Raw genomic sequence first — 21521 nt, 5'->3', positions numbered from 1 at the left:
CCGCTTCCAGCGCGGTCACGGCCCTCCACGCCGTCATCCATCAAGTCCCTCCCGTGCTGCCCGCCGTGCTGCCAGGACGATCCTGATGCGGCGTCCGTTGACAGGCGACCGCAAGAGGGCCAATCGCGGGTATAGGGCACCGCTCCCGGGCCCCCTTGTGCACTTGGTCGAGGTGGCCGGCCATGACTTTCCTTGCGCGCGGATGTTCGCCGTAGTGGCCGCCCAATCTGGCGGCCGGGTCGTCGCGGGACGCCAGGCGGCCAAGCCCACGCAGCCACAGATGGCAGCCCGCTAGAAGCCACACCCGGCGCCCCCGGGCGGCCCAGCCATACAAAGGGCTCGGCCGTCCCATCCCAGGAACGTAAGGCCAACTATCGCGCTCAGGGGTCAGTTAGGGCGCTCAACCCCGGCTCAACCGGGCGGATGCCTCGATCAGCGCTGCTCCGCCGCTGCCGTCTGCGGATACAGCACCGCGAAGATTCGCTCGAAGCGGGCCGTCATATCGTCTGCGCTCTGTTCGGGGTGGTGCCTCCACCAGGCGACCGCAGCGCTGACGGTCCCGTACCACAGGTGGGTGGCAAAGTCGGTGTCGAGGGGCTCGCCCGCCTGCGACGAGTCGAGGAACTCAGCCACACCGACCGCTCCGAGACGGTTGAGCTCCTGCCGGTAGACGGCAGCGGCCGCATGAAGGGGCCCGTCGGCCGGCAGTGTCGTGTCGTAAACAAGCGCCCAGTCGTGCACGCGTGACTCCAGCGCGCGGAAGATGGCCTCCAGGGTACGAGCGGCACGCGTGAGATCCGACGGGCCCTTCTGTGCCTTGGCCACTGCCTCGACAAGGCGGGAGCCGGCGTGCTCCAGGCAGGTCAGGTAGAGGCCGTCCTTGGACCCGAAGTACTCGTAGATCATGGGCTTGCTGATCCCCGCCTGCGCCGCCACCACAGCGGTCGACCCGCGCGCATACCCTTTGGCACCGAACTCCTGTGCCGCCGCGTCCAGGATGAGCTTCTCCCTTTCCGCTCGGGGCATCCCCTTCGTCCCGACCGCGCGGGCGGCCTTCTTCTGCTTGCTCATGGTCCGCATCCTATGCCAATGTGACTGCAAGGTAACTTACCCAGTGTTCAGATCGGTGGGCGGCGGCAATGAGCAGCAAGACGCGTTCGTGGTGGGGATGGGGAAACGTCGAAGACGCGGTGACGGGTGCGGAGCGGGCGGAGATCACCCGACGTACCGCTGAAATGCTGCCGGGCGCCGACCTGACGGTGCACCAGGCCCCGCCGGTCGAGTCGTTCGAGGTGGGCCCGAGCCGCGTCCGGCCGCCGCAGGGCCTGGTGTCGCTCGCGTCCGCCGATGTGCCTGACCGGCTTGCGCACAGTCACGGGCAGGCATTCCGCGACATCGTGCGAGCGCTACTGGGACAACTGCCCCACGTGCCCGACCTCGTGATGCGCCCCACCTCGGAGGACCAGGTCGTCCGCGTCCTGGACTGGTGCAGTGATGCCGGTATCGCGGTCGTCCCCTTCGGCGGCGGCTCCTCTGTGGTGGGCGGCGTCGAACCGAGGGTGGGCGACAACTACGCCGGTGTGGTCAGCCTGGACATGGGCTCGATGGACCAGGTTCTGGAGATCGACCGCACCAGCCGGGCCGCGCTCGTGCAGGCCGGAGTCTTCGGCCCACAGCTGGAGGACCAACTGCGGCCTCAGGGGTACAGCTTGCGGTTCTTCCCCCAGTCCTTCGAGTTCTCCACCCTCGGCGGCTGGCTGGCCACCCGGGCGGGAGGCCATTTCGCCACCAACCTCACCCACATCGACGACCTCACTGAATCGATGCGCGTCATCGCTCCCAGCGGGGTCATCGAGTCCCGCCGACTCCCGGGCTCGGGCGCCGGGCCCTCCCCCGACCGGATGTTCCTCGGCTCGGAGGGTTCCCTCGGCGTCATCACCCAAGCGTGGGTCCGCCTCCAGGACCGGCCGCGGTGGCGCGCGGGGGCCTCGGTGGCCTTCGCCGACTACGACGCCGGCGTGCGCGCGGTGCGCGCCCTGTCCCAGTCCGGGCTGAACCCGGCGAACTGCCGTCTCCTGGACCCCACGGAGGCATTCATCAACGCCGGTGCGCCGACGGCTGTGCTGGTGCTGGGCTTCGAGTCCGCCGACCACCCCGTCAACGCGCCGACGGAACGGGCACTGGAACTGTGCCGAGACCACGGCGGCACCCTGACCGAGGAGCCGCGCTACACCGACACCGCCGGCCGGGCCGCTCGGACCGGGGCTGCCGACACCTGGCGCAACTCCTTCGTGCGCATGCCCTACCAGCGTGACGCCCTCGCCTCCCAGGGCATGATCGTGGAGACGTTCGAGACGGCCTGCACGTGGGACCGGTTCGACGCCCTGCGAGCCGCTGTCAACGCCGCGGCTCAGGACGCCATGCGCCAGCTCGGCACCCCAGGCGTCGTGACCTGCCGCTTCACCCACGTATACCCCGACGGCCCGGCCCCTTACTTCGGTATCTATGCCGCGGGAACATGGGGCAGGACCGTGGAGCAGTGGGACGAGATCAAGGCCGCAGTGTCCGATGCGCTGATCAGCAACGGGGCCACCATCACCCACCATCACGCGGTGGGCCGCGACCACCGCCCCTGGTACGACCGCCAGCGCCCCGACCTCTTCGCCGCAGCCCTCCAGGCCGGCAAGACCGTCCTCGACCCGTCCGGAATCCTCAACCCCGGCGTAGTCATCGACCCCCTGCGCACCAGCTGACCCGGCACCGCCCCCCTGCTCAGCCCCGACGGCCCGAGCGCGCCTGCGCCACACGCCTGGCAAACGTGTAGTCGGGGATTGCCTCCACCTCGTGTGCGTCCACCGTGAACTCAAGGAGGGGGCTGACGTCACCGCCTCCTTCTGGAAACACCTCGGCAGCTAGGCCATGACGTTCACTTCAACAGCGCGCATCGACCTGTTCCTGGCCCTGGAGCTTACGCTCGGACCTCAGGAACTGACCGACAGCGAACAGGACTTCAAACTCGACTGGTGACCTCTCGACGCTGTGTTCACAGCGGCAGCGCAAGGCCGATTTGTACTGCCCGCAGGCCCGCTCGCTCCCCTGCTCGCAACTCGAGTCGCCTCCTGATCTCCCGCACCTGCCGCCGTGAACAGCACAACGGCCGCGTCGAGGACGAGCCAGGTTTTGGTGTCCATGCCTCATCGTGTACCCGCTGAGCGCGGGTGCCAGAGCCGAGAGCCCTCACCCCGATGCGGGGAGGTGTACGACTTGGTGTCCGCGGCCTTCGACGGCGGACGCGACGGCGAGTTCCTGGCTCACGTGTGTGACCGGCGCCGCCGCGGCCACCGAGGCGCAGGGGCCGCCCTGGTCGGTCCGGCCTTCGCGGTGCTCTGCCCGGTCGTCGGCCGCGAGAGCCGGAGGCGACGTCGGCGCACCACAGATGTGGGGGTGCACCCCTGTGTGCAGCTGCACACAGGGGTGCTCCATGGCGAGCACCTCAGTGAGTCCTCAAGAACGTCAGGGGAGCAGGCAGAAGCGTACGGCTGCGCATTTCGAAACCTCGACCCAGCCGTACGATGGCCCCGGCTGACTCCTGTCGCGCATCCGATGCCGTGATGCGAGGTGCCCGGCCGAGACACCTGCGGACGGTGGCGACTGCGGGCGGGCACCCCGACTCGCCTGATCGCCCAAGACGGCCTGGGTATACGGCACTTCCCTTTGCCCCTCGACTCGCCGGTCCCGCACTCTGGCATCCGACCGGCCGCTTGCCGGAACGCGCCGCCCACGTGGGGCTGAAACCCGCTGGTACCCGGGCAAACATCGCGTGGGCGTGATCATCGGATCGAGTTAATGTCGCCGACTTCCCATGGTCCACGGGGCGGAGCGGCCATTAGCGTTCACCTGGTTCCAGACGGATTCCCCGCCAATGCCCCCCTTTCCTCCTGTTGCCCGATGACGCCCGCATACGTGCCATCACCGCCCTGAACAAGGAGAGCTCGCCCGATGACTGTTGACTCGAGTCAGGAAGCGCGACCGGAGTCGCCCCAGCAATCCAGCCTCGGCACGGCAGCCGCCCGCAACCTCGCCACCACCACCAAGTCCGCCCCGCAGATGCAGGAGATCACCTCCCGCTGGCTGCTGCGAATGCTCCCCTGGGTAGAGACCAAAGGCGGGGTCTACCGGGTGAACCGTCGCCTGACCTACACCGTCGGCGACGGGCGCGTGGAGTTCGTCCAGGACGGCGCCGACGTCCGGGTGATCCCCCGTGAGCTCGGTGAACTGGCCCTGCTGCGCGGCTTCGACGACGTGGAGGTGCTCACTGCCCTCGCCGATCGGTGCGTCCAACGCGACTTCCGCGCCGGCGAGACGCTGGTGGAACGCGGTACTCCCGCGGAGCACCTCCACCTCATCGCCCACGGCCGCATCAGCCGGACCTCCGTCGGCGAGTACGGCGACGAGGTCGCCCTGGACGTACTGGCCGATGGCGACCGGTTCGGGGACAACGCCCTGCTGGACGGGAACGCCCCTTGGGAGCACACCGCCACCGCCTCGACCTCGGGCACCCTGCTCACCCTGTCTCGCGCCGACTTCGAGGCCGTACTGTCCACGGCGCCGGGTCTGCGGGGCCACATCGAACAGTTCACGTCACTTCCCCGCCAACGGCAGAACCACCGCGGCGAGGCGGAGATCGCGATGTCGGCCGGCCACACCGGCGAGCATGAGCTGCCCGGCGCGTTCGTCGACTACGAACTGAATCCGCGCGAGTACGAACTCTCGGTCGCCCAGACCATTCTGCGGATCCACACGAGGGTCGCCGACCTCTACAACGAGCCGATGAACCAGACCAAGGAGCAACTGAGGCTGACCATCGAGGCGTTGCGCGAGCGTCAGGAGCACGAGCTGGTCAACAACAAGGAGTTCGGCCTGCTCAACAACGCCGACTTCAAGCAGCGCATCCAGACGCACTGCGGCCCGCCAACCCCGGACGACCTGGACGAGCTCCTCTGCCGCCGCCGCGGGTCGAAGTTCTTCCTCGCCCACCCGAAGACCATCGCGGCGATCGGGCGTGAGTTCAACGCCCGCGGGCTCTATCCGGACCACGTCGACCTGGGTGGTCAGCAGGTCCCGGCCTGGCGGGGGGTTCCGATCCTTCCCTGCAACAAGATCCCCATCACGAAGGAGAAGACCAGCTCGATCCTCTGCATGCGGACCGGCGAGGACAACCAGGGCGTCATCGGTCTTCATCAGACGGGTCTGCCGGACGAGTACGAACCGGGTCTGTCGGTCCGGTTCATGGGCGTCAACGAGCAGGCCATCACCTCCTATCTCGTCAGCACCTACTACTCCGCCGCCATCCTCGTGCCGGACGCGGTCGGCGTGCTGGAGAACGTGCAGATCGCCCGCTGGCCCAGGTAGCGGGCCCGGCCTGCAAGGCCCGGTGCGACACCTCGGACCGTCCGAGTCGGTCACCCATCCCCGAAAGGCCCCGGGACAACCGCCCACCCCACGAAGGAGCCATCGATGCCCGCGCCTGAGCCGACACCTCCGCAGTCGAGCCTGCCGGCGACCGCTGCCCACTTCGGGGCGCACGTCCTCACTGAAGCCCAAGCCCGTGCCTGCGATATCAAGGCTGCCACCGGCGGCCCACCCTGTCTGCCGTCCGTGCCCGCTCCGCCGGCGGTTTCCGCGCCGGCATCACCTCCGCCCGACGCCCCGACAGCGGTGGTGACGACACCGATCCCCGACCTGGAACGGATCCTGCGCCCCAACGGCCTGGGCACGGCGGGCCTGCGCCTGATCCCGCGGGAGCAGCTGCCGACGCCTTCCAAACCGTCGGCAGCTACAGCGGGAGGCAGGCCGATCCCGGGCCTCTACCACCACCAGGTGGCTGAGCCCGACCCGGTGCGGGTCGAAGAGGTGAGCCGAAGAGTCAAGTCCTGGGCGCTGGACGAGGTCTCCCTCTATCCCGAGGACTGGGAGGAGCAGTTCGACGGCTTCTCCGTGGGCCGCTACATGGTCGGCTGCCATCCGGACGCACCCACCATCGACCACCTGATGATCGCCACACGCCTGATGGTGGCCGAGAACGCGGTGGACGACTGCTACTGCGAGGACCACGGAGGCTCGCCCGTCGGCCTCGGCGAACGTCTTCTGCTGGCACACACCGCACTCGACCCCGTGTACACGACGCAGGAGTACCAGGCGCCATGGGAGAAGTCGCTCCATGCGGACGCGCCTCGGCGCGCCTACCGCTCCGCCATGAGCTACTTCGACCAGGCCGCCAGCGCCTCCCAGACCGATCGATACCGGCATGACATGGCCCGGCTTCACCTGGGGTACCTCGCCGAAGCCGCCTGGGCCCAGATGGACCACGTACCCGAGGTGTGGGAGTACCTGGCGATGCGCCAGTTCAACAACTTCCGCCCCTGCCCGACCATCACCGACACCGTCGGCGGCTACGAACTGCCGGCGGACCTGCATGCCCAGAGCGCTATGCAGAAGGTCATCGCGCTCGCGGGAAACGCGACGACCATCGTGAACGACCTGTACTCGTACACCAAGGAACTCGACGCTCCCGGCCGGCACCTGAACCTGCCCGTCGTGATCGCCGCGCGTGAGGGCCTCTCCGACCGGGACGCCTATCTGAAGTCGGTCGACGTCCACAACGACCTCATGCACGACTTCGAGAGCAACACCGCGGCCTTGGCCGCCGATTGCCCCGTCCCAACCGTGCTGCGCTTCCTGCGAGGCGTGGCCGCCTGGGTCGACGGAAACCACCACTGGCACCAGACCAACACCTTTCGCTACAGCCTGCCCGACTTCTGGTAGGAAGAATGGACTCATCTGTGACCAGCACGACCAGCACCGAGCTCACCGCCACCGACGCCGCTCCGCTCATCCCCGGCCCGGCGACTCCGTACCAGGGGGACATCGCCCGCTACTGGGACGGCGAGGCCAGGCCCGTGAACCTGCGTCTCGGCGATGTCGACGGTCTCTACCACCACCACTACGGCATCGGTGAAGTCGACCACTCTTCACTCGGCGACACCGAAGACAGCGAGAGCGAGAAGAAGTTGATCGCCGAGCTCCACCGGCTGGAGTCGGCGCAGGCCGATGTCCTCCTGGGGCACCTCGGCGACATCGGGCGTGACGACACTCTGGTGGACGCCGGCTGCGGGCGCGGGGGGTCGATGGTGATGGCGCACCAACGCTTCGGATGCAAGGTCGAAGGTGTCACGCTGTCGGCCAAGCAGGCCGACTTCGCCAACCGGCGCGCCCACGAACTCCGCATCCAGGACCACGTACGCGCCCGCGTCTGCAACATGCTCTCCACGCCCTTCGAGACCGGGCAGGCCGCGGCCTCATGGAACAACGAGTCCAGCATGTACGTCGACCTGCAGGACCTCTTCGCGGAACACTCCCGCATCCTCGAGGTCGGCGGTCGCTACGTGACCATCACCGGCTGCTGGAACCCCCGGTACGGCCAGCCCTCGAAGTGGGTCTCCCAGATCAACGCGCACTTCGAGTGCAACATCCACTCGCGCCGGGAGTACCTGCGTGCCATGGCCGACAATCGCCTGGTGCCCCAGGCCGTCGTCGACCTCACCCCCGCCACTCTGCCCTACTGGGAGCTGCGGGCAACGTCTTCGCTGGTCACGGGAATTGAGGACGCGTTCATCAACTCCTACAAGGACGGCTCCTTCCAGTACCTCCTCATCGCCGCCGACCGAGTCTGACCTACTACTGCTGCCAGGGAGGGCCTGTCCCTGACGTAACGGGCCCTCCCTACCGACTGATTCTCGGATCTCCTTACGTGAGTGGAGTGTTGGGGGCAGGCTGGTGACATGGGCCGCTGCGCACCTGCCGCTCACCCATGTCGCCACGCCCCAGGAGTGCGGCAAGCACAGGCGGTGAAGGAGCGGATCGCCCGCAGCACGGTACGGACTGGACGTGGAGACCGAAGCACGGTCCGAGGACGGGCGGGTGACCACTGATGTGCTCGTGGCCAGCGCCGGCATCGAGTGGGAAGCCCGGTACTCCCCCATCAGCGCCAGCACCGTACGCCGCTGCTCGGCCAAGGCCCGCGCTCGCAACATCGCACCTCTGTGGGTCACCGCGGACGCGCCCTCCGCCCTGATAAACCGTGCTCCCTGTGCCCGCGTCGACGATGTTCCCTGGCAGCCCATCGTCTCCCCGCTCGCCCTGATCGTCCGAGGCGGTGTCAGGCACCTGCAGATCTGGAAATGCACCCCTCTGCCGTCAGAGCCGGAAGCGATGGCTGCCCGAGTGATCTCCTGGTGGACAGCGGTCGCAGGGCCGATGGTGCTCATCGGACATCCTCCTCGGACAGGACGGTGGGCTGGTAGGCCGGCAACAGCCAGCGGTCACGGTCGTGCGCCCGTACGGCCACGGAGCGGTTCGCCAGGGCCTTGCGAGCTCCGCCGGCGGTGATGTCGGCATGCATCTCACCGACCACCACGGCGGTCTCCCCGGAGACGATGATCCGGTCCACGGGATGGTCCTTGCGGTCGATCAGGTGCCCGTTGCTCTCACGGACCCGCTGTGCCGTGCCGATGACGTCTGGTAACGGAGCTGCTGTGCCCACAAGATCTATGGAATTCCCGGGCGTGCGGTGCCCGGGCCCGTCGGGGTGGATGCGCCTGGCCGACGGGCACGAGCATGCGCCGGCCTCATGGAAATAGCGGTCCGTCAGTTGCGCCTGCCGGGCCAGCCGGCAAGCCCCTCTGCACCGGGGGGCTGCGCGACGGCTTGCTCGACGGAGTCGTGGAACGAGTAGATGTGACGCAGGCCGCCGAGAAAGAAGACACGCAGTAGCCACTTGTTGGAGCAGGCAATCCGCAGCGACCCGTGATGGGTCTTGATGCGTTTGGTGACAGCGACGATCATGCCGAGCCCCATGGAGTCCAGGAAGGGGGTACTGCACAAATCGAGAACAAAGTGGCGGTGGCCCTCGGCGAGGCTCCGGATCACTGCGGCTTGCACGAGGGGAGCGAAGACAATGTCGATCTCTTCGTTGGCTGCGACGACCGTCCAGCCGTTCGTCAGGTGGCAATCGACTGACTCATTCGGTCCTACGACGCCCTGATCACACACGTCCCTGCTCCTCTGCACCCTTGCCCGGTTTATCCCACTAATCCATGAAACGGGCCATAGCTGCGGAGTCGCAAGGACTCGGTTTTCAGATGGTGAGCGAGAGTCTGCACGACACCCGCTCCGCTGCGGCGACCAGCGTCGACACAGCACCTTCGAGACGGTCGGTGCGGTTGGCACGCAGGGAGACACCAAGCGCTCCCAGGGTGTCGCCTTGGCGGATGGGCACTGCGACGCACGCGGTGCCCAGGGAGTACTCCTCGATATCGGTGACGGCAGACCCATGGGGCGTGGCGTCGAGACGCCGTAGCAGTTCGGCACGGTGAGTGATGGTGCGAGGGGTGAGATCATTCAGCGCGTGACGGGAGAGGTAGTCGGCGCGGGCATCGCCGTCCAGCTCACGCAGAACGCACTTGCCGAGCGCCGTGGCGTGCCCTGCGTCTTCGAAGCCGACCCACAGATCGACACGGGGCGCCTTCGGCCCGTCCACGATTTCCGCGACCCGGATCTCGCCGTCCTCGTAGAAGGTCAGATAAGCCGCGGCCGACAGGCCGTCCCGCAGCTCCGTGAGCGTCGGACGGACTCTGCTGAGCGCTACCTGATCGCGGCTTCCTCCATGCAGCGCGCCCAGCTTCTCCCCCAGGACGTACGTGCTGTCGTCGAGTTTGCGCACGTAGCCCTCGTGCACCATCGTGCGCAGCAAGTGGTAGGTCGTGGCCAAAGCCAGCCCAGTCTCGCGCGCGAGCTGCTTGGCCGGCACGCCGCCTTCGTGCGCGCCCACAGCTTCCATCAACCGGAAGGCTCGCTGCACCGACGCAATGAGCGTGGGGCCCTCTTTGCCACCCATGCCTCCACATTGCTCCATTCAGACAATGCGGGGCAAATCCGACGTGCGGCATGCTACCTGCCTCGACCACCCGACCCGGTGGCTTGATGCCTGGGTCGACGACTCGGACGGCACATCTCCGCGACGTCAAGCCTCAGGGGGTTCCCAACAGCGTGAGCGATGCGCGGCGATGCCGAGGCCGCGTTCCGCTCGTGGTCGATCAGCCGGCCCTCCACGGGGGCCTGGCGCGCGTGGTCGCCCGTTCAACACCGTCACCGAGCACGCTGAGGGCCCCCCTGGGCGAGGCCCAGGGGGGCCCTGGGTTCTGACTAATACGTCAGGACAGGGTGTAGGTGGCCATCTGGTGGATACCCGTGTCGTGGCCAAGCTGCCACCGCCGATCAGCTCGCCGTTCGGTCGACGCTGGTGTCGTCGAAGTTGAGCAAGACCGGGTCGGTGACCCCGTCGCCGTCGAGATCGGCGGCGAGATAGTTGCGTCCGCCGGTCTCGACGGCACCACCGAGGTTGTCGGCGCCCATCACTAGATCCCCTCCAGAGCCGCCCGCACCTACTCCCCCACCCCTCGGCCTCTCGATGGGCCGGGTTGCGGGGGCCGGCGAGAAGCGAACCATGGCAGCGCCGAAGGTTCCCCAAGCGTGAAGCACCCTCTACGCGCTAGTTGTCCGACGGGATGCGTGAGGCGATCTCGCGGGCGAACCAGTCCGCCTCCTGCGACAACTCGTCCGCCCCTTCGCGTGCGATGAGTTGGAGCAGGCGCAGCAGGTCGTGGGCTTCGTCGAGAGTAAGAATCGCCAGACGCCGCGCTGCGTCGTCCTGGGGCGGGATGAGGCCGGCGACAGCGGTGTGCTCGTTTGCATCCATGCTCTCTTCAACGCGTACCAACGTTCAAGGGATACATCGGGCGCGGCGGACCACCCGAAGGGCAGACAACGGCGCAGCGCATGAGGGGGCTGTGAGAGTCGCCCGGGGTGTGGGACGAATGCCGGCCGCCGACGGCCGTGTCGGCGTCGAGCAGGTCGCCTGACCTCGCGACGTGGCTGACACTGCTCCGCGGGGAGGGCACAGCCAGTCCCTGTCCCAGAGCCCTCACCGACGAACGCGGATGATGGTCTTCCCCTTGGTCCGCTCGGTCGGATTGAAAGCGGAGACGGCATCGTCGAGGGGCGAGACGTTGCCGATGTTCGTCCGCAGCCGTCCGTCCCGTACCCTCTGGACGACCTCACTCAATTGAGCGCGATCGGCCTCGACGACGAAATCGACCGCCAGGCCGTCGGCCGACTGGGCCTCGGGAGGCCCAGCGATGGTCACCAGCATTCCTCCGGCCCGGACCAGGCCTGCGGACCGCTTCCCGATGTCTCCACCGATAACGTCGAAAACCAGATCGACTCCGTTGGCGTCTGACAGGGCGTCGTTGTCGAGGTCGACGAACTCCTGCGCGCCGAAGTCGAGCGGCGTCTGCCGATCGGCAGCACGACCGGTACCGATGACATAGGCGCCCACCTCACGGGCGAGCTGCGTCACCATCGATCCGACTCCACCAGCCGCACCATGCACGAGGACGCTCTGTCCCACCTGGAAGCGGCCGTGCACGAACAGTTCCTGCCACGCGGTCAGGCCCGAGATCGGCAGGCTGGCACCCACTGTGAAGTCGACGTCGCCCGGCAGCGGCGCGAGGATACGCGCCTCGACAGCCACGTACTCCGCCAGGGTGCCGTCGCGGGTCCAGTCCGCAAGTCCGAATACTCGTTGCCCTACCGACAGCCCCCTCGTGCCGTAGCCGAGCGCGCTGACCACTCCGGCCAGCTCGTGGCCGGGGATCGACGGCGCCCGGTCCCGGCCGAGGCGATCGGTCCAGGTTCCGGGCCACGACAGCTCGCCCGGGGTGAATCCCGCCACATGAACCTGGACGACGACATCGTTCACCGCCGCCCCGGCCCGCAGTGCGCGGTGCTCGACGTCGCCGTACGACAGCGTGTGGTCGGGATCGCCGTATACCGCGAGACGGAACGGCTGCCGGTCCGCTGGATGAACCTCCAGGGCCTCGCCGAGCAGGAGACACGGATCGACACTTCAAGGAAGGCCACGGCAGCACGGCTGGATCCCAAGATGTCCGGCCGGTTCTTGTTGGACCCCCTGCGCAGCGGTCCTCCCCGACCTTGCCTCGATGCCTTGGTCGTCCCCCGCCAGGAGACGCCGCGGGTATGCCGATCATCAGCCCAATGAGTGGATGGCCTACTACAAGGTTGACCGAGGCGTGGCCCATGAGGCGCCTCCGGCGTTAGGTGGACATGAACCCGCACGGTGCGCCGCATCCCCAGTACGTCCAGCTCACCAGCGCGTACTGGCTCGACTCCCCGGACCGCTGCTCCGCATTGTGTGCCTGCAGCCTCGACTCCCAGCCCCCGCGGCCCCACCCCGGCCCGGTAGTCCGTTACGCGCTGCTAGGACTCGCTTCAGCCGCCATCATCGCCGCCCTGGCCCTCGTAGGTCTCAGGTAACCCCGGTGGGCTGAGCCCTCCCAGCCTGCCTCGGCTACGTCGGAGGCGCCGGCACGCGCGCCCCTGGGTCGTCAACCAGTCGGCCCAGCGGCACGATGGGTATGACAGCTCTCGGACCATCGGAGAGGGAGCTGGCGAGATGAGCTCAGGCGAATCACCTCGGGACGAGATGCCGGCGCGCGATGCATGGCGTGTGCCTCCGGGAGAGCTCCTCGATCTACTCAGTGTGTCTGCGGTCGTCCTGGACGATGGCGGACGAATCGTGTTCTGGAGCCCTCAGGCAAGCGAGGTGTTCGGATACTCCGCCGCCGAGGCTCTGGGCCGGTACGCAGCCGACCTACTGGTCCAAGATGAGCACCGTGAACTGGTGATCAAGCTGTTCGCCGAGGTGATGGGCACGGGGGCGAGCTGGGCCGGGGCCTTCCCCATCCGGCACAAGGACGGCAGCGTCCGCCTGGTGGAGTTCCGGAATATGCGGCTGCTGGACGATCGCGGTGACGTGTACGCACTGGCTATCGCCGCCGATCAGTCCATGCTGCAGCAGGTCGAGACTCAGCTGGCGCTGTCGGACCATCTGGTGTCGCAGTCCCCCGTCGGCATCGCGCTCCTGGACGCCGATCTGCGCTACCTTTTCGTCAATCCTGCGCTGGAACGTATCGATGGTGTCGCGGCAGCGGACCACATCGGCCGCCGGCCGCGGGAAGTTCTCACGCTGCTGGACGTCGACACCGTCGAGTCCGCATTGCAGCAGGTATTGATTACTGGCACTGCGTTGATCGACCAATACCACGTCGGCCGTACCGTGATCGATCCCGACAACGATCATGCGTGGTCTGTGTCGTACTACCGCATCGACGGGCCCGGCAGGCGGGTGATCGGGGTGGCGATCTCGGTCATCGATGTCAGCGAACGCCATCGAGCCGCCGCCGAGGCCGACCGGGCACGACGCCGTCTGGCCACCATCGCCGACGCCTCCGCACGTGTGGGAACCAGCCTGGACGTGGAGCGGACCGCGCAGGAGCTGGCAAAGGTCGCGGTCTCCGATCTCGCCGATGTCGCGGCAGTGGACCTCCTCGACGCCGTCCTGGCCTTCCGCCGGACAGCAGGCACTCATGAAGGCGCTGAGCTGTTCCGCGCTCTCGCCGTGGCCTCCGCCTACCCCACCGAGGCCACCTCGGCCGCGGACGAGGTCGGGCACATCGCCGCCTACGGCGCGAACAGACTGGTCACTCAGTGCGTCCACTCCGGACAGCCCATCGTTGTGGCCCACACCAGCAGAGCTGATCTTCTGCGGATCGCGCGCGACCGCGCAGCCGCAGTCGCCCTCGCCCGGGCAGGTGTCCACTCCTACCTTGCAGTGCCTTTGATAGCCCGCAACGAGGTCCTGGGCGCCTTCGATCTGCTGCGCGCACGCAACCCGCTCCCCTTCGACGAGGCCGACGTGATCCTTGCCGGGGAACTCGCCGCCCGGGCAGCGATCGCCATCGACAACGCCCGCTGGCACGAAAGCGTGCGCAACTCCGCCGAAAGCCTCCAGCGCAGCCTGCTGCCAGGCCTCCCTCCCCAACTGACCGGCCTGGAGGTCGACGCGTGCTACCAGCCCGCTCAAGCGTCCAGCGAGGTCGGAGGCGACTGGTACGACGTCATACCCCTGGCCGGCGACCGGACCGCTCTCGTGGTCGGCGATGTGATGGGCAACGGCATCGACGCGGCCGCAACCATGGGACGCCTGCGCACCGCCACGTGCGCCTACGCCGACCTCGACCTCGCCCCCGACGAGGTGCTCCGACACCTCGACAAGATCACACGCGGGCTCGAGCACTACATCGCCACGTGCCTGTACCTCGTCTACGACCCCCACCGGCATGAGTGCCGCATCGCCAACGCCGGGCACATGCCGCCCGTCCTCATTCCCGGCGGGCACCATCCGCAACTGCTGAGCCTCCCCACCGGCGTACCCCTCGGCGTCGGCGAAGACCACTTCCGCACGACGTCATTCGCCCTGGCCCCGGGCGACCGCCTCGTTCTCTACACCGACGGCCTCGTCGAAACCCGCCACCACCCCATCGACGAGCGTCTCCAGACGCTCCTAGAGATCCTCGAAGAGCAACACCCGCTTGAATCCACCGGGCAATGGCTCCTGAACGCACTGAGACACCCCGACGACCACGACGACGTCGCCCTCCTGATCGCAGAGGCACGGCCCACCACCCCAGCCGGCCGGTAACAGCTCGGTGGCGCCGAATTGAACCCAGCGTCGGTGATGCTGGTCTTCTTTCCGGACACGCGAGGTATAGGCGAGGAGCTGGCGGAGGCCTTCAGGCAACGGGCGTCGGCGAAGGGTGTGTGGTCGTTCCCGATCTCAGCCAGGATCCAGGCGGCGAGTTGGACGCAGAGCCCGGGGAAACTCAGCAGCACTTCGGCGTCCGGATGCTGATGAGGGAACGCCTCTTCCACCACCTCGGCGAAGTCGTCGGCGGCGGTGCAGGCGGCTCCCAGGTGGACCAGGAGGGCGAGCATGTGCTTGCCGAGAGCGACCTCGACCGGGTCGCGGCTGCTACCGGCGAGTGACGGCGCCAAGGACGCCGAGATCCTGTCCCTGAGCCATCAGGTCACCGTCGTGGAGCGGCAACTCGGCCCGGAGAAAGGGGGTCAGGCCGGCTCTCCTTCCCAGTGCTGGCGCACGGGAGCGTGCGGTGACGCTGTGGCGGCGGGCCTTGGTCGTCCCAACGACACCAGCCTTGACGACGCCGAACTGGAAGGCGCCGTGGCCCGCGGCGCCTTCCAGTTCACAGCCATCGCCGACGTCCTTCGTGCCATCGGCGGCGCCATCGCCACCGTCGTCACTCTGTCCTTCCGAACCGTTGCCCGCCTCTTCGGCGAGGCCGCCAGACAGCGCACGCGGCCGGCACTGAAGATTCCGACGGAACATGCGTGCCTTACGCGGCAGAGTCCAGGGTTTGATCGCGGACCGCGGCGCAGCCTCCGGCCGGGGACCTACATCCAGGGCGCAGACCCGGGGAAGGACACCGAACGGGCCGAGCTATTCCGCAAGACGCAAGCCGACAGCACTCATCAAGCCTTCGCCGGCGCTTGCACGATGTCCTGGAGCGCTGTCATGCACTCCAGGCAGTGCCGGTCGGTCGAGTCGTATCCGGCGTCACCCTCACGCTGCCTGCGCTGTCCGCACAGCGTGGTGGCCGTGTCGGCCGCCACTACGTGCCACACCAGCCCACCGCCCGCGGTGTCCGCTCCGACCCACATCTCGTGCATGACCAGCTCCCTGGTAGACGACACCCCCGTTTTCCATCGCACCACCTGTCCTCTGATACGGCCTCTCGCGGTGGTGCGGACGGGTGAGACGTTCTCCCAGCCGTTTGAGCTTCCCCCCACAGCGGGAAGAAATGTGCCGGCTGTGCGGCTGTCACGATGCCCCGCCGTGTCGCGAACGGACCAAAGCGGTGCACGGCAGGGAAGGCGTTCACAACCGGCTGCGCGAGTGGCCAGCTGACGGCACCAGGAAGAGAGCGTTCACCGCCCTGCTCGACCAGGCCCACGCGTGCCGACGCGGTCGACTCCACAATCCCCCATGCCCACCATCCCCGACAGGTCGCTCGGCCGGAGGCGAGTTCGCCAACTGTCCGCGTACGACGGGCAACCATTACTCCTCCCGGCCTGCGGGGCACTCGGTCGGCCTGCCCCGCTCGCAGTGACGGCGTCAGGCCTGCACGATCAAGGCGCGGGAGGTCACCGAGCCGGAACGGCCCGCTTCTCCCAGCACCTAGTCGTCCCGGCGCGAAGGTGAAGCGAGCTGTGCCTACCGGTCCCGCAGTAGCCAAGCCCCTATCCGGCGAAGAACGCGTCACGCGCCTGCCCCACAGGGTGCGCGGAGCGCTGCGCAGAGCGGCTCCGGCCCTGGTGCTCTATGCGACGGCGCGCCTGGTGGGCCTCGCCGTGGCGGCTGCCGTTGCCTCAAGGGCGCACAGGCCCCTGTGGATCACGCTGGGCGATTCCTGGGACAGCAAGTGGTACGCGGGCATCGCGCAGCATGGCTACGGGACGACGATCGCCGGACGGACCCCCGGTTTCACCTATAACGACATGGCGTTCTTCCCGCTCTATCCCGCTCTGCAGCGCACCCTTGCCACGCTCATTCCCCTCCACATGACTGTTGCCGGTCTCGTCGCGGCCTGGCTCTCGGCATTCGCTGCCGCCTGGGGCATCTACGCCGTCGGAGAGAGCCTCCACGGTCGCAGGACCGGCATCGTCCTCGCCCTCCTGTGGGGGATACTCCCGCATGCCGTTGTGGAGACCATGGCCTACAGCGAGTCACTGATGACTGCTCTGTCCGCATGGTCGCTCTACGCTGTGCTCACCCGTCGTTGGCTCTGGGCAGGGGCCCTGGCTCTGCTCACCGGGCTCACACGCCCCAACGCCGTCGCAGTCGCCATGGCAGTCCTGTGCGCTGCGGGGCTTGCATTGCGGCGGAGTCGACGCGACCGCCGCGACTGGCGTATCTGGGCGAGTGCGGCCCTTGCACCGCTTGGCTGGCTCGGGTACCTGTCATGGGTGGGCAGTCGCTCCGGCGGCCCGCTCGGTTACTTCAAGATCCAGCAGGGTTGGGGCTCCCACTTCGATTTCGGAGTGAGCGAACTCCGGTTCCTCAAAGGTGTCTTCACGGACCGGGATACTCCCCCGCATCTCGCCTACTACATGGGAGCCGCCGTCATTTTCGCCGGCCTGGCCGCGCTCGTTCTACTCGTCCTCGACCGCCCGCCGCTGCCCGTGCTCGTGTACTCGATCGTGCTGGTAGCCATCGCCATCGGCGGATCCAAGTTCTACGCCTGCAAACCGCGCTTCCTTCTCCCCGCGTTCCCCTTGATGCTCCCTGCCGCTATCGCTTTGGCCAGAGCGCGGCCGCGCACCACAGCAGTGCTTCTTCCCGCTATCGCCGTGGTCTCTGCCGCGTACGGCGCGTACTCACTTTTCTACGCCGACACCGCACCCTGACAGGCCCTGAGGAAAGCGCACGCCGACGGTGAGGTTTCTTGTTCTGCGGACGGGACGATTCGCACTGGCTGCGGGATTTGGTCCATGCACAAGCAACGCACCCCAGGTCATCTTCAACGTGTTCCTGTATCTGCTCTGCGGTCGCGACCTTGAGCACCCCGAACACGCACAACACGTCGCCGCGCAGCCCGTTGGGAACGGAAGCTCACCTTCGTGATGACCTCGCCCTTGCCGTAGCCCTTGCAGCAGGCCGGGCAGGTGTCTGGGTACGCGGCCCGCAGCGCTCCGCGCGGCAGTGGCACCACCACAGTCGGCGTCGCACAGGTGCGCATCAGGCGCGCACGGTGCGATGAGTTGTGCACGATGCGGCGAACTCCCCCAGGGTGTGCATCAGATGTCGTTATCTCTGCCGTCGATGCGCGCGATGTCGGGCCCTCCCATCCGGTGGTGCGCACCCCGGTGCGCCCTCCCACCGCACCGACAGAGAACACCGTTGCGACCCGGACGACACGCGCCCGGCCGTCAAGCGTCACCGTGGCGGAGGCGCCAGCCCGCCCACGCCGAGGAGATCATCTCGTCGACATCGTGCCGCGCGGACCACCCCAGTTCCTTGACGATCAGGTCGGCAGAGGCGACGACCCGCGCGGGGTCGCCGGGGCGGCGGGGCTCCGTCTTCGGGAGAAGGCCGGCGCGGCCGGTGTGGGCGCGGATGCGGTCGACCATTTCGGCGACGGAGACCCCTTCACCGCGGCCGATGTTCACTGTCAGGTCCCCCGCGAAGCCGCTCGTGCAGTCCGTGGCGAGACGGCGCGCGGCGGCGAGGTGGGCGGAGGCGATGTCCTGGACGTGGATGAAGTCGCGTACGCACGTGCCGTCGGGGGTGGCGTAGTCGTCACCGAAGATCCGCGGTGACTCGCCCGCGTCCAACTTTTCGAAGACCATCGGAACCAGGTTGAAGACGCCGACGTCGGCGAGCTCGGGCGCGGCCGCCCCGGCCACGTTGAAGTAGCGCAGGCAGACCGTGTTGATGCCGTACGCCGCACCGGCCGCGCGGACCAGCCACTCGCCGGCGAGCTTGGTCTCGCCGTACGGATTGATCGGCACGCAGGGAGTGTCCTCCGTGATGAGGTCCACATCCGGCATGCCGTACACCGCCGCGGAGGAGGAGAAGACGAAGTGCTGGACGCCCGCCGCCGCGCAGGCGCCCAGCAGGACCTCCAGGCCCTGCACGTTCTCCCGGTAGTAGAAGAGTGGCTGCGCGACCGACTCGGGCACCTGCTTCTTCGCGGCGAGGTGGACCATACCGGTCACGCCGTGCTCCGTGATCGCTGCATCAAGCGCCGCGCGGTCCAGCGTGGAGCCCTTCACCAGCGGTATCTCCCGCGGCAGCCGCTCGGGGATGCCGGTGGAGAGGTCGTCGAAGACGACCACCCGCTCTCCGGCTTCCGCCATGGCACGCGCGACGTGCGCCCCGATGTAGCCCGCTCCGCCTGTGATCAACCACGTCGTCATGAGCGCCACCCTAACGACGGGGAGCGACGTGGTCCGGGGCCGCGTGACGTATCTCGTTGATCTCCTGCCTTTCGCTTCCCCTTTTCTTTCCTCTCTCTCACCTGGTCTTTGTGGGGTGTTGCGTAGCGTGTTCAGGACGGTGTGCGCCGCGCGGCACACAGGTGTGTCCATGGGCATACGCGGCTGCAGGATTTCAGCACTTGAACATTCAAGATCTCATTGTTTGTCGCAACATCACCCGTATTGGTCCCGTCTTCATCAGGGAAAGTCACTTCATGACCATGTTCAGCGTCGTCGTCACCGCCCTCGATGCGCAGGGCTACCTCCGGGAGTGTCTCGAAAGCGCCCTGAACGGGGCGGCTGCTGACACCGAGGTCGAGGTCGTCGTCGTCGACAACGCCTCGACAGACGCCAGCAGAGCCATCATCGACGAGTACGCCGAACGGGACGAGCGGGTGCGGGCCGTGTGCCTGCCACGTCGCCTGCCGGCCGGTGCCGCGCGGGTCGCCGGAGCCCAGCAGGTCAGCGGCGACTACGTGTTGTTCCTGGAGGGACACGACTCCCTCATGCCGGATGCGCTCGTGGCGCTGGCCCGCCGCGCCGACGAGACCGGACGGCCCGACGTGATCGTCTTCGACCACGTGCGTTCGACCTGGTCCGACTCCGCGATCGGCAGCGGCGACGGGCGGTTGTTCATCGCCCCCGGCAGCGAGGTCTTCACTATCGAGACGCAGCAGAAGACGCTGAACCTGACGCCGACGCTCGCCAATCGCGTGCTGCGCGCCGACTTCTACGCCGCGCACCAGGAGTTGTTCGGCCAGGACGAATACACCGAGGTGCTCCCGGCGATCGGCTCGCTGCTCGCCGCCGAACGGATCGCGATCACCGATGCGGTGCTGGTCCGCCGCAATGCGCGCGAGGTACCACTGGGCGAGGAAGGACACTTCAACCTCTTCCCGCAGTACGAGGCGCTGTGGAAGCTGCTCGGCTCCGGGCCCGCGATGGCCGAGGCCGCTCGGATCGTCTTCAGCGGCATGGTCCGCCGCTACCTGAAGGTGCTCACCCTGCCGGGGGCATCCGACCGGCACCAGGCGAAGTTCTTCCACTGCGCCTCCGCGCACTTCCTGCGCTACAAGCCCGCCGACTACCAGCGGCCCGCCAACCTCAACGGCGTGCGCCACGCCATGCTGGAGCGCGACTCCTACTCCGGCTACCGGGCATTGCAGCTCGCCAACCGCAAGCGCCGTAGTGTGCGCACCCTCGCAGCCAAGGCGAGGAAGAAGGCCGCCGAGGTGGCGAAGGAGGGCGCGTACCGCGAGCAGTTGCGCCACCCGATCGAGGAAGACCTCGCCGTCTTCTCTGCCTACTGGGACCGCGGCGTCACCTGCAACCCTGGCGCGATCTCCGCCAAGCTCGCCGAACTCGCCCCGCAAATCCGCCAGGTGTGGGTGGTCCGGCGCGACGACGTGCCGCTGGTTCCGGCCGGGCTCGACTACGTGGTGCCCGGCTCGCACAGGTACTGGAGCGTGCTGGCGCGCGCCAAGTACCTGGTCAACAACGTCAACTTCCCTGACTCGGTGATCAAGCGACCGGGCCAGATCCATGTGCAGACCCACCACGGCACGCCACTGAAGAGGATGGGCACCGACCAGATCCCGTACCGGGCCACCTCCCGTGGCGTGGACTACGAGGCGTTGCTGGAGCGGTGCGCCCGCTGGGACTACAGCGTCTCCGCCAACCGGCATTCCACCGAGACCTGGTCGCGTGCCTACCCGGTACCGTTCGCCTCGCTCGACTACGGCTACCCGCGCAACGACCTCTACTACACCGCGACCGCCGAGGACGTGCTGGGCATCCGCGAACGGCTCGGCATCGCGCCCGGCAAGAAGGCACTGCTGTACGCGCCGACGCACCGGGACTACGAGGCCGCCTGGACTCCGCGGCTCGACCTGGAGCGGCTGGCGAAGACCCTCGGCGACGATTTCGTCCTGCTGGTGCGCGGCCACTACTTCTACGACCGCGGCCTCTCCCCGCTGCAGGAGCTGCACCGGCGCGAACTGATCATTGACGTCTCCGGGTACGACTCCGTCGAGGAGTTGTGCCTGGCGTCCGACGCGCTGATCACCGACTACTCCTCGGTGATGTTCGACTACGCCAACCTGGACCGACCGATCGTGGTGTTCGCCGACGACTGGGTGACCTATTCCGTCACCCGTGGCGTCTACTTCGACCTCACCGAGCAAGCCCCCGGCGCGGTCGCCCTGAGCCAGGCCGATATCGAGCGGTTCTTCCTGGACGGCGGCTGGCGGGACGCTGCCGCAGCGGCCAAGCGGGCCGAATTCCGCCGCAGGTTCTGCGAGTTCGACGACGGGAATGCCGCCGAGCGGGTCGCGCGCCACGTCTTCCTCGGGCAGGAGGCCGTCCCTCCGGTCATTCCGCTCGACCAGCGCGTGCCTGCCCCGACCCCCGAGGCGGCCGCCGCCCCGTACCGTCCACATAGGTGACGCCCGTGACCAACTTCGCCCACGACTCCACTCACCGAGCAG

17 protein-coding genes and 3 pseudogenes are annotated in these 21521 nt (G+C 67.8%); 9 read left to right on the top strand and 11 right to left on the bottom strand.

What is annotated here, in order from left to right:
* Positions 1-432: 432 nt before the first annotated feature.
* Positions 433-1071 carry a TetR/AcrR family transcriptional regulator gene (locus tag OG758_RS45960; protein ID WP_326715366.1) on the bottom strand — a complete coding sequence of 213 codons (639 nt, stop codon included), beginning with the start codon at positions 1069-1071 and terminating at the stop codon, positions 433-435.
* Positions 1072-1139: 68 nt separating this feature from the next.
* Here OG758_RS45960 and OG758_RS45955 point away from each other — a divergent pair, with 68 nt between their 5' ends.
* Positions 1140-2753 carry an FAD-binding oxidoreductase gene (locus OG758_RS45955; protein WP_326715365.1) on the top strand — a complete coding sequence of 538 codons (1614 nt, stop codon included), beginning with the start codon at positions 1140-1142 and terminating at the stop codon, positions 2751-2753.
* A 484-nt stretch (positions 2754-3237) separates the two neighbouring features.
* Here the strand turns inward: OG758_RS45955 and OG758_RS45950 are convergent, their stop codons facing one another.
* On the bottom strand, positions 3238-3468 hold the full coding sequence (locus OG758_RS45950) for a hypothetical protein (protein ID WP_326715364.1): 231 nt from the start codon (positions 3466-3468) through the stop codon (positions 3238-3240).
* Between the two features lie 531 nt (positions 3469-3999).
* Here OG758_RS45950 and OG758_RS45945 point away from each other — a divergent pair.
* The 3 genes from OG758_RS45945 to OG758_RS45935 all read left to right on the top strand — a co-directional run bounded on the left by OG758_RS45945 (position 4000) and on the right by OG758_RS45935 (position 7733).
* Positions 4000-5412, top strand: coding sequence for a family 2B encapsulin nanocompartment shell protein (locus OG758_RS45945; RefSeq protein WP_326715363.1), 1413 nt, complete (start codon positions 4000-4002; stop codon positions 5410-5412).
* Positions 5413-5517: 105 nt separating this feature from the next.
* Positions 5518-6825, top strand: coding sequence for a family 2 encapsulin nanocompartment cargo protein terpene cyclase (locus tag OG758_RS45940; RefSeq protein ID WP_326715362.1), 1308 nt, complete (start codon positions 5518-5520; stop codon positions 6823-6825).
* A gap of 5 nt (positions 6826-6830) precedes the next feature.
* Complete coding sequence (locus OG758_RS45935) at positions 6831-7733, top strand: geranyl diphosphate 2-C-methyltransferase (RefSeq protein ID WP_326715361.1); 903 nt, start codon at positions 6831-6833, stop codon at positions 7731-7733.
* A 590-nt stretch (positions 7734-8323) separates the two neighbouring features.
* Here the strand turns inward: OG758_RS45935 and OG758_RS45930 are convergent.
* The 6 genes and pseudogenes from OG758_RS45930 to OG758_RS45905 all read right to left on the bottom strand — a co-directional run.
* Positions 8324-8509 (bottom strand): hypothetical protein, encoded by a 186-nt coding sequence (locus OG758_RS45930; RefSeq protein WP_326715360.1) that lies wholly within the window; start codon positions 8507-8509, stop codon positions 8324-8326.
* A gap of 197 nt (positions 8510-8706) precedes the next feature.
* The gene (locus OG758_RS45925; protein ID WP_326715359.1) at positions 8707-9111 is read right to left on the bottom strand and encodes an STAS domain-containing protein; all 405 of its coding nucleotides are present in this window, start codon (positions 9109-9111) and stop codon (positions 8707-8709) included.
* Positions 9112-9196: 85 nt separating this feature from the next.
* A complete protein-coding gene (locus OG758_RS45920; RefSeq protein WP_326715358.1) occupies positions 9197-9955 on the bottom strand; it encodes an IclR family transcriptional regulator in 759 nt (252 codons plus the stop codon).
* Between the two features lie 380 nt (positions 9956-10335).
* Positions 10336-10473: a hypothetical protein gene (locus OG758_RS45915; RefSeq protein WP_326715357.1), complete on the bottom strand. Its 138-nt coding sequence runs from the start codon at positions 10471-10473 to the stop codon at positions 10336-10338.
* A gap of 136 nt (positions 10474-10609) precedes the next feature.
* Entirely contained in the window at positions 10610-10816 is a 207-nt protein-coding gene (locus OG758_RS45910) for a DUF6417 family protein (RefSeq protein WP_326715356.1), read from the bottom strand.
* A gap of 225 nt (positions 10817-11041) precedes the next feature.
* Positions 11042-11881: pseudogene (locus OG758_RS45905) on the bottom strand (NADP-dependent oxidoreductase); the annotation flags it as partial.
* Between OG758_RS45905 and OG758_RS45900 the strand changes: the two are divergent.
* Together OG758_RS45900 and OG758_RS45895 are read left to right on the top strand one after the other, a co-directional pair.
* Positions 11852-12178: a hypothetical protein gene (locus OG758_RS45900; RefSeq protein ID WP_326715355.1), complete on the top strand. Its 327-nt coding sequence runs from the start codon at positions 11852-11854 to the stop codon at positions 12176-12178. The pseudogene OG758_RS45905 and the gene OG758_RS45900 overlap by 30 nt on opposite strands.
* A gap of 444 nt (positions 12179-12622) precedes the next feature.
* The gene (locus tag OG758_RS45895) at positions 12623-14680 is read left to right on the top strand and encodes a SpoIIE family protein phosphatase (protein WP_326716253.1); all 2058 of its coding nucleotides are present in this window, start codon (positions 12623-12625) and stop codon (positions 14678-14680) included.
* A gap of 32 nt (positions 14681-14712) precedes the next feature.
* Here the strand turns inward: OG758_RS45895 and OG758_RS49225 are convergent.
* Positions 14713-14997, bottom strand: a pseudogene (locus OG758_RS49225) (transposase); the annotation flags it as partial.
* A gap of 223 nt (positions 14998-15220) precedes the next feature.
* On the opposite strand from OG758_RS49225, the pseudogene OG758_RS45880 reads away from it, so the two are divergent.
* A pseudogene (locus OG758_RS45880) lies at positions 15221-15358 on the top strand (LPFR motif small protein); the annotation flags it as partial.
* A 170-nt stretch (positions 15359-15528) separates the two neighbouring features.
* Here the strand turns inward: OG758_RS45880 and OG758_RS45875 are convergent.
* On the bottom strand, positions 15529-15726 hold the full coding sequence (locus OG758_RS45875) for a hypothetical protein (protein ID WP_326715354.1): 198 nt from the start codon (positions 15724-15726) through the stop codon (positions 15529-15531).
* Positions 15727-16266: 540 nt separating this feature from the next.
* Here OG758_RS45875 and OG758_RS45870 point away from each other — a divergent pair.
* The gene (locus OG758_RS45870) at positions 16267-17463 is read left to right on the top strand and encodes a hypothetical protein (protein ID WP_326715353.1); all 1197 of its coding nucleotides are present in this window, start codon (positions 16267-16269) and stop codon (positions 17461-17463) included.
* A gap of 522 nt (positions 17464-17985) precedes the next feature.
* On the opposite strand, the gene galE is transcribed toward OG758_RS45870, so the two are convergent.
* Positions 17986-18975, bottom strand: coding sequence for a UDP-glucose 4-epimerase GalE (galE, locus tag OG758_RS45865; RefSeq protein WP_326715352.1), 990 nt, complete (start codon positions 18973-18975; stop codon positions 17986-17988).
* Positions 18976-19250: 275 nt separating this feature from the next.
* On the opposite strand from galE, the gene OG758_RS45860 reads away from it, so the two are divergent.
* Positions 19251-21479, top strand: coding sequence for a bifunctional glycosyltransferase/CDP-glycerol:glycerophosphate glycerophosphotransferase (locus tag OG758_RS45860; protein ID WP_326715351.1), 2229 nt, complete (start codon positions 19251-19253; stop codon positions 21477-21479).
* Positions 21480-21521 lie beyond the last annotated feature (42 nt).

This window comes from Streptomyces sp. NBC_01474, from assembly GCF_035918215.1.
GTDB lineage: Bacteria > Actinomycetota > Actinomycetes > Streptomycetales > Streptomycetaceae > Streptomyces > Streptomyces aureus.
This window is presented reverse-complemented; position numbering and strand designations above follow the sequence as displayed.

Excerpts from the sequence above, each read along its gene's own strand:
- OG758_RS45935 (WP_326715361.1), top strand. The coding sequence starts at position 6,831 with ATGGACTCATCTGTGACCAGCACGACCAGCACCGAGCTCACCGCCACC.
- OG758_RS45960 (WP_326715366.1), bottom strand. The coding sequence starts at position 1,071 with ATGAGCAAGCAGAAGAAGGCCGCCCGCGCGGTCGGGACGAAGGGGATG.
- galE (WP_326715352.1), bottom strand. The coding sequence starts at position 18,975 with ATGACGACGTGGTTGATCACAGGCGGAGCGGGCTACATCGGGGCGCAC.
- OG758_RS45910 (WP_326715356.1), bottom strand. The coding sequence starts at position 10,816 with ATGGATGCAAACGAGCACACCGCTGTCGCCGGCCTCATCCCGCCCCAG.
- OG758_RS45860 (WP_326715351.1), top strand. The coding sequence starts at position 19,251 with ATGACCATGTTCAGCGTCGTCGTCACCGCCCTCGATGCGCAGGGCTAC.
- OG758_RS45915 (WP_326715357.1), bottom strand. The coding sequence starts at position 10,473 with ATGGGCGCCGACAACCTCGGTGGTGCCGTCGAGACCGGCGGACGCAAC.
- OG758_RS45945 (WP_326715363.1), top strand. The coding sequence starts at position 4,000 with ATGACTGTTGACTCGAGTCAGGAAGCGCGACCGGAGTCGCCCCAGCAA.
- OG758_RS45895 (WP_326716253.1), top strand. The coding sequence starts at position 12,623 with ATGCCGGCGCGCGATGCATGGCGTGTGCCTCCGGGAGAGCTCCTCGAT.
- OG758_RS45955 (WP_326715365.1), top strand. The coding sequence starts at position 1,140 with ATGAGCAGCAAGACGCGTTCGTGGTGGGGATGGGGAAACGTCGAAGAC.
- OG758_RS45900 (WP_326715355.1), top strand. The coding sequence starts at position 11,852 with ATGAACCTGGACGACGACATCGTTCACCGCCGCCCCGGCCCGCAGTGC.
- OG758_RS45940 (WP_326715362.1), top strand. The coding sequence starts at position 5,518 with ATGCCCGCGCCTGAGCCGACACCTCCGCAGTCGAGCCTGCCGGCGACC.
- OG758_RS45875 (WP_326715354.1), bottom strand. The coding sequence starts at position 15,726 with ATGCACGAGATGTGGGTCGGAGCGGACACCGCGGGCGGTGGGCTGGTG.
- OG758_RS45920 (WP_326715358.1), bottom strand. The coding sequence starts at position 9,955 with ATGGGTGGCAAAGAGGGCCCCACGCTCATTGCGTCGGTGCAGCGAGCC.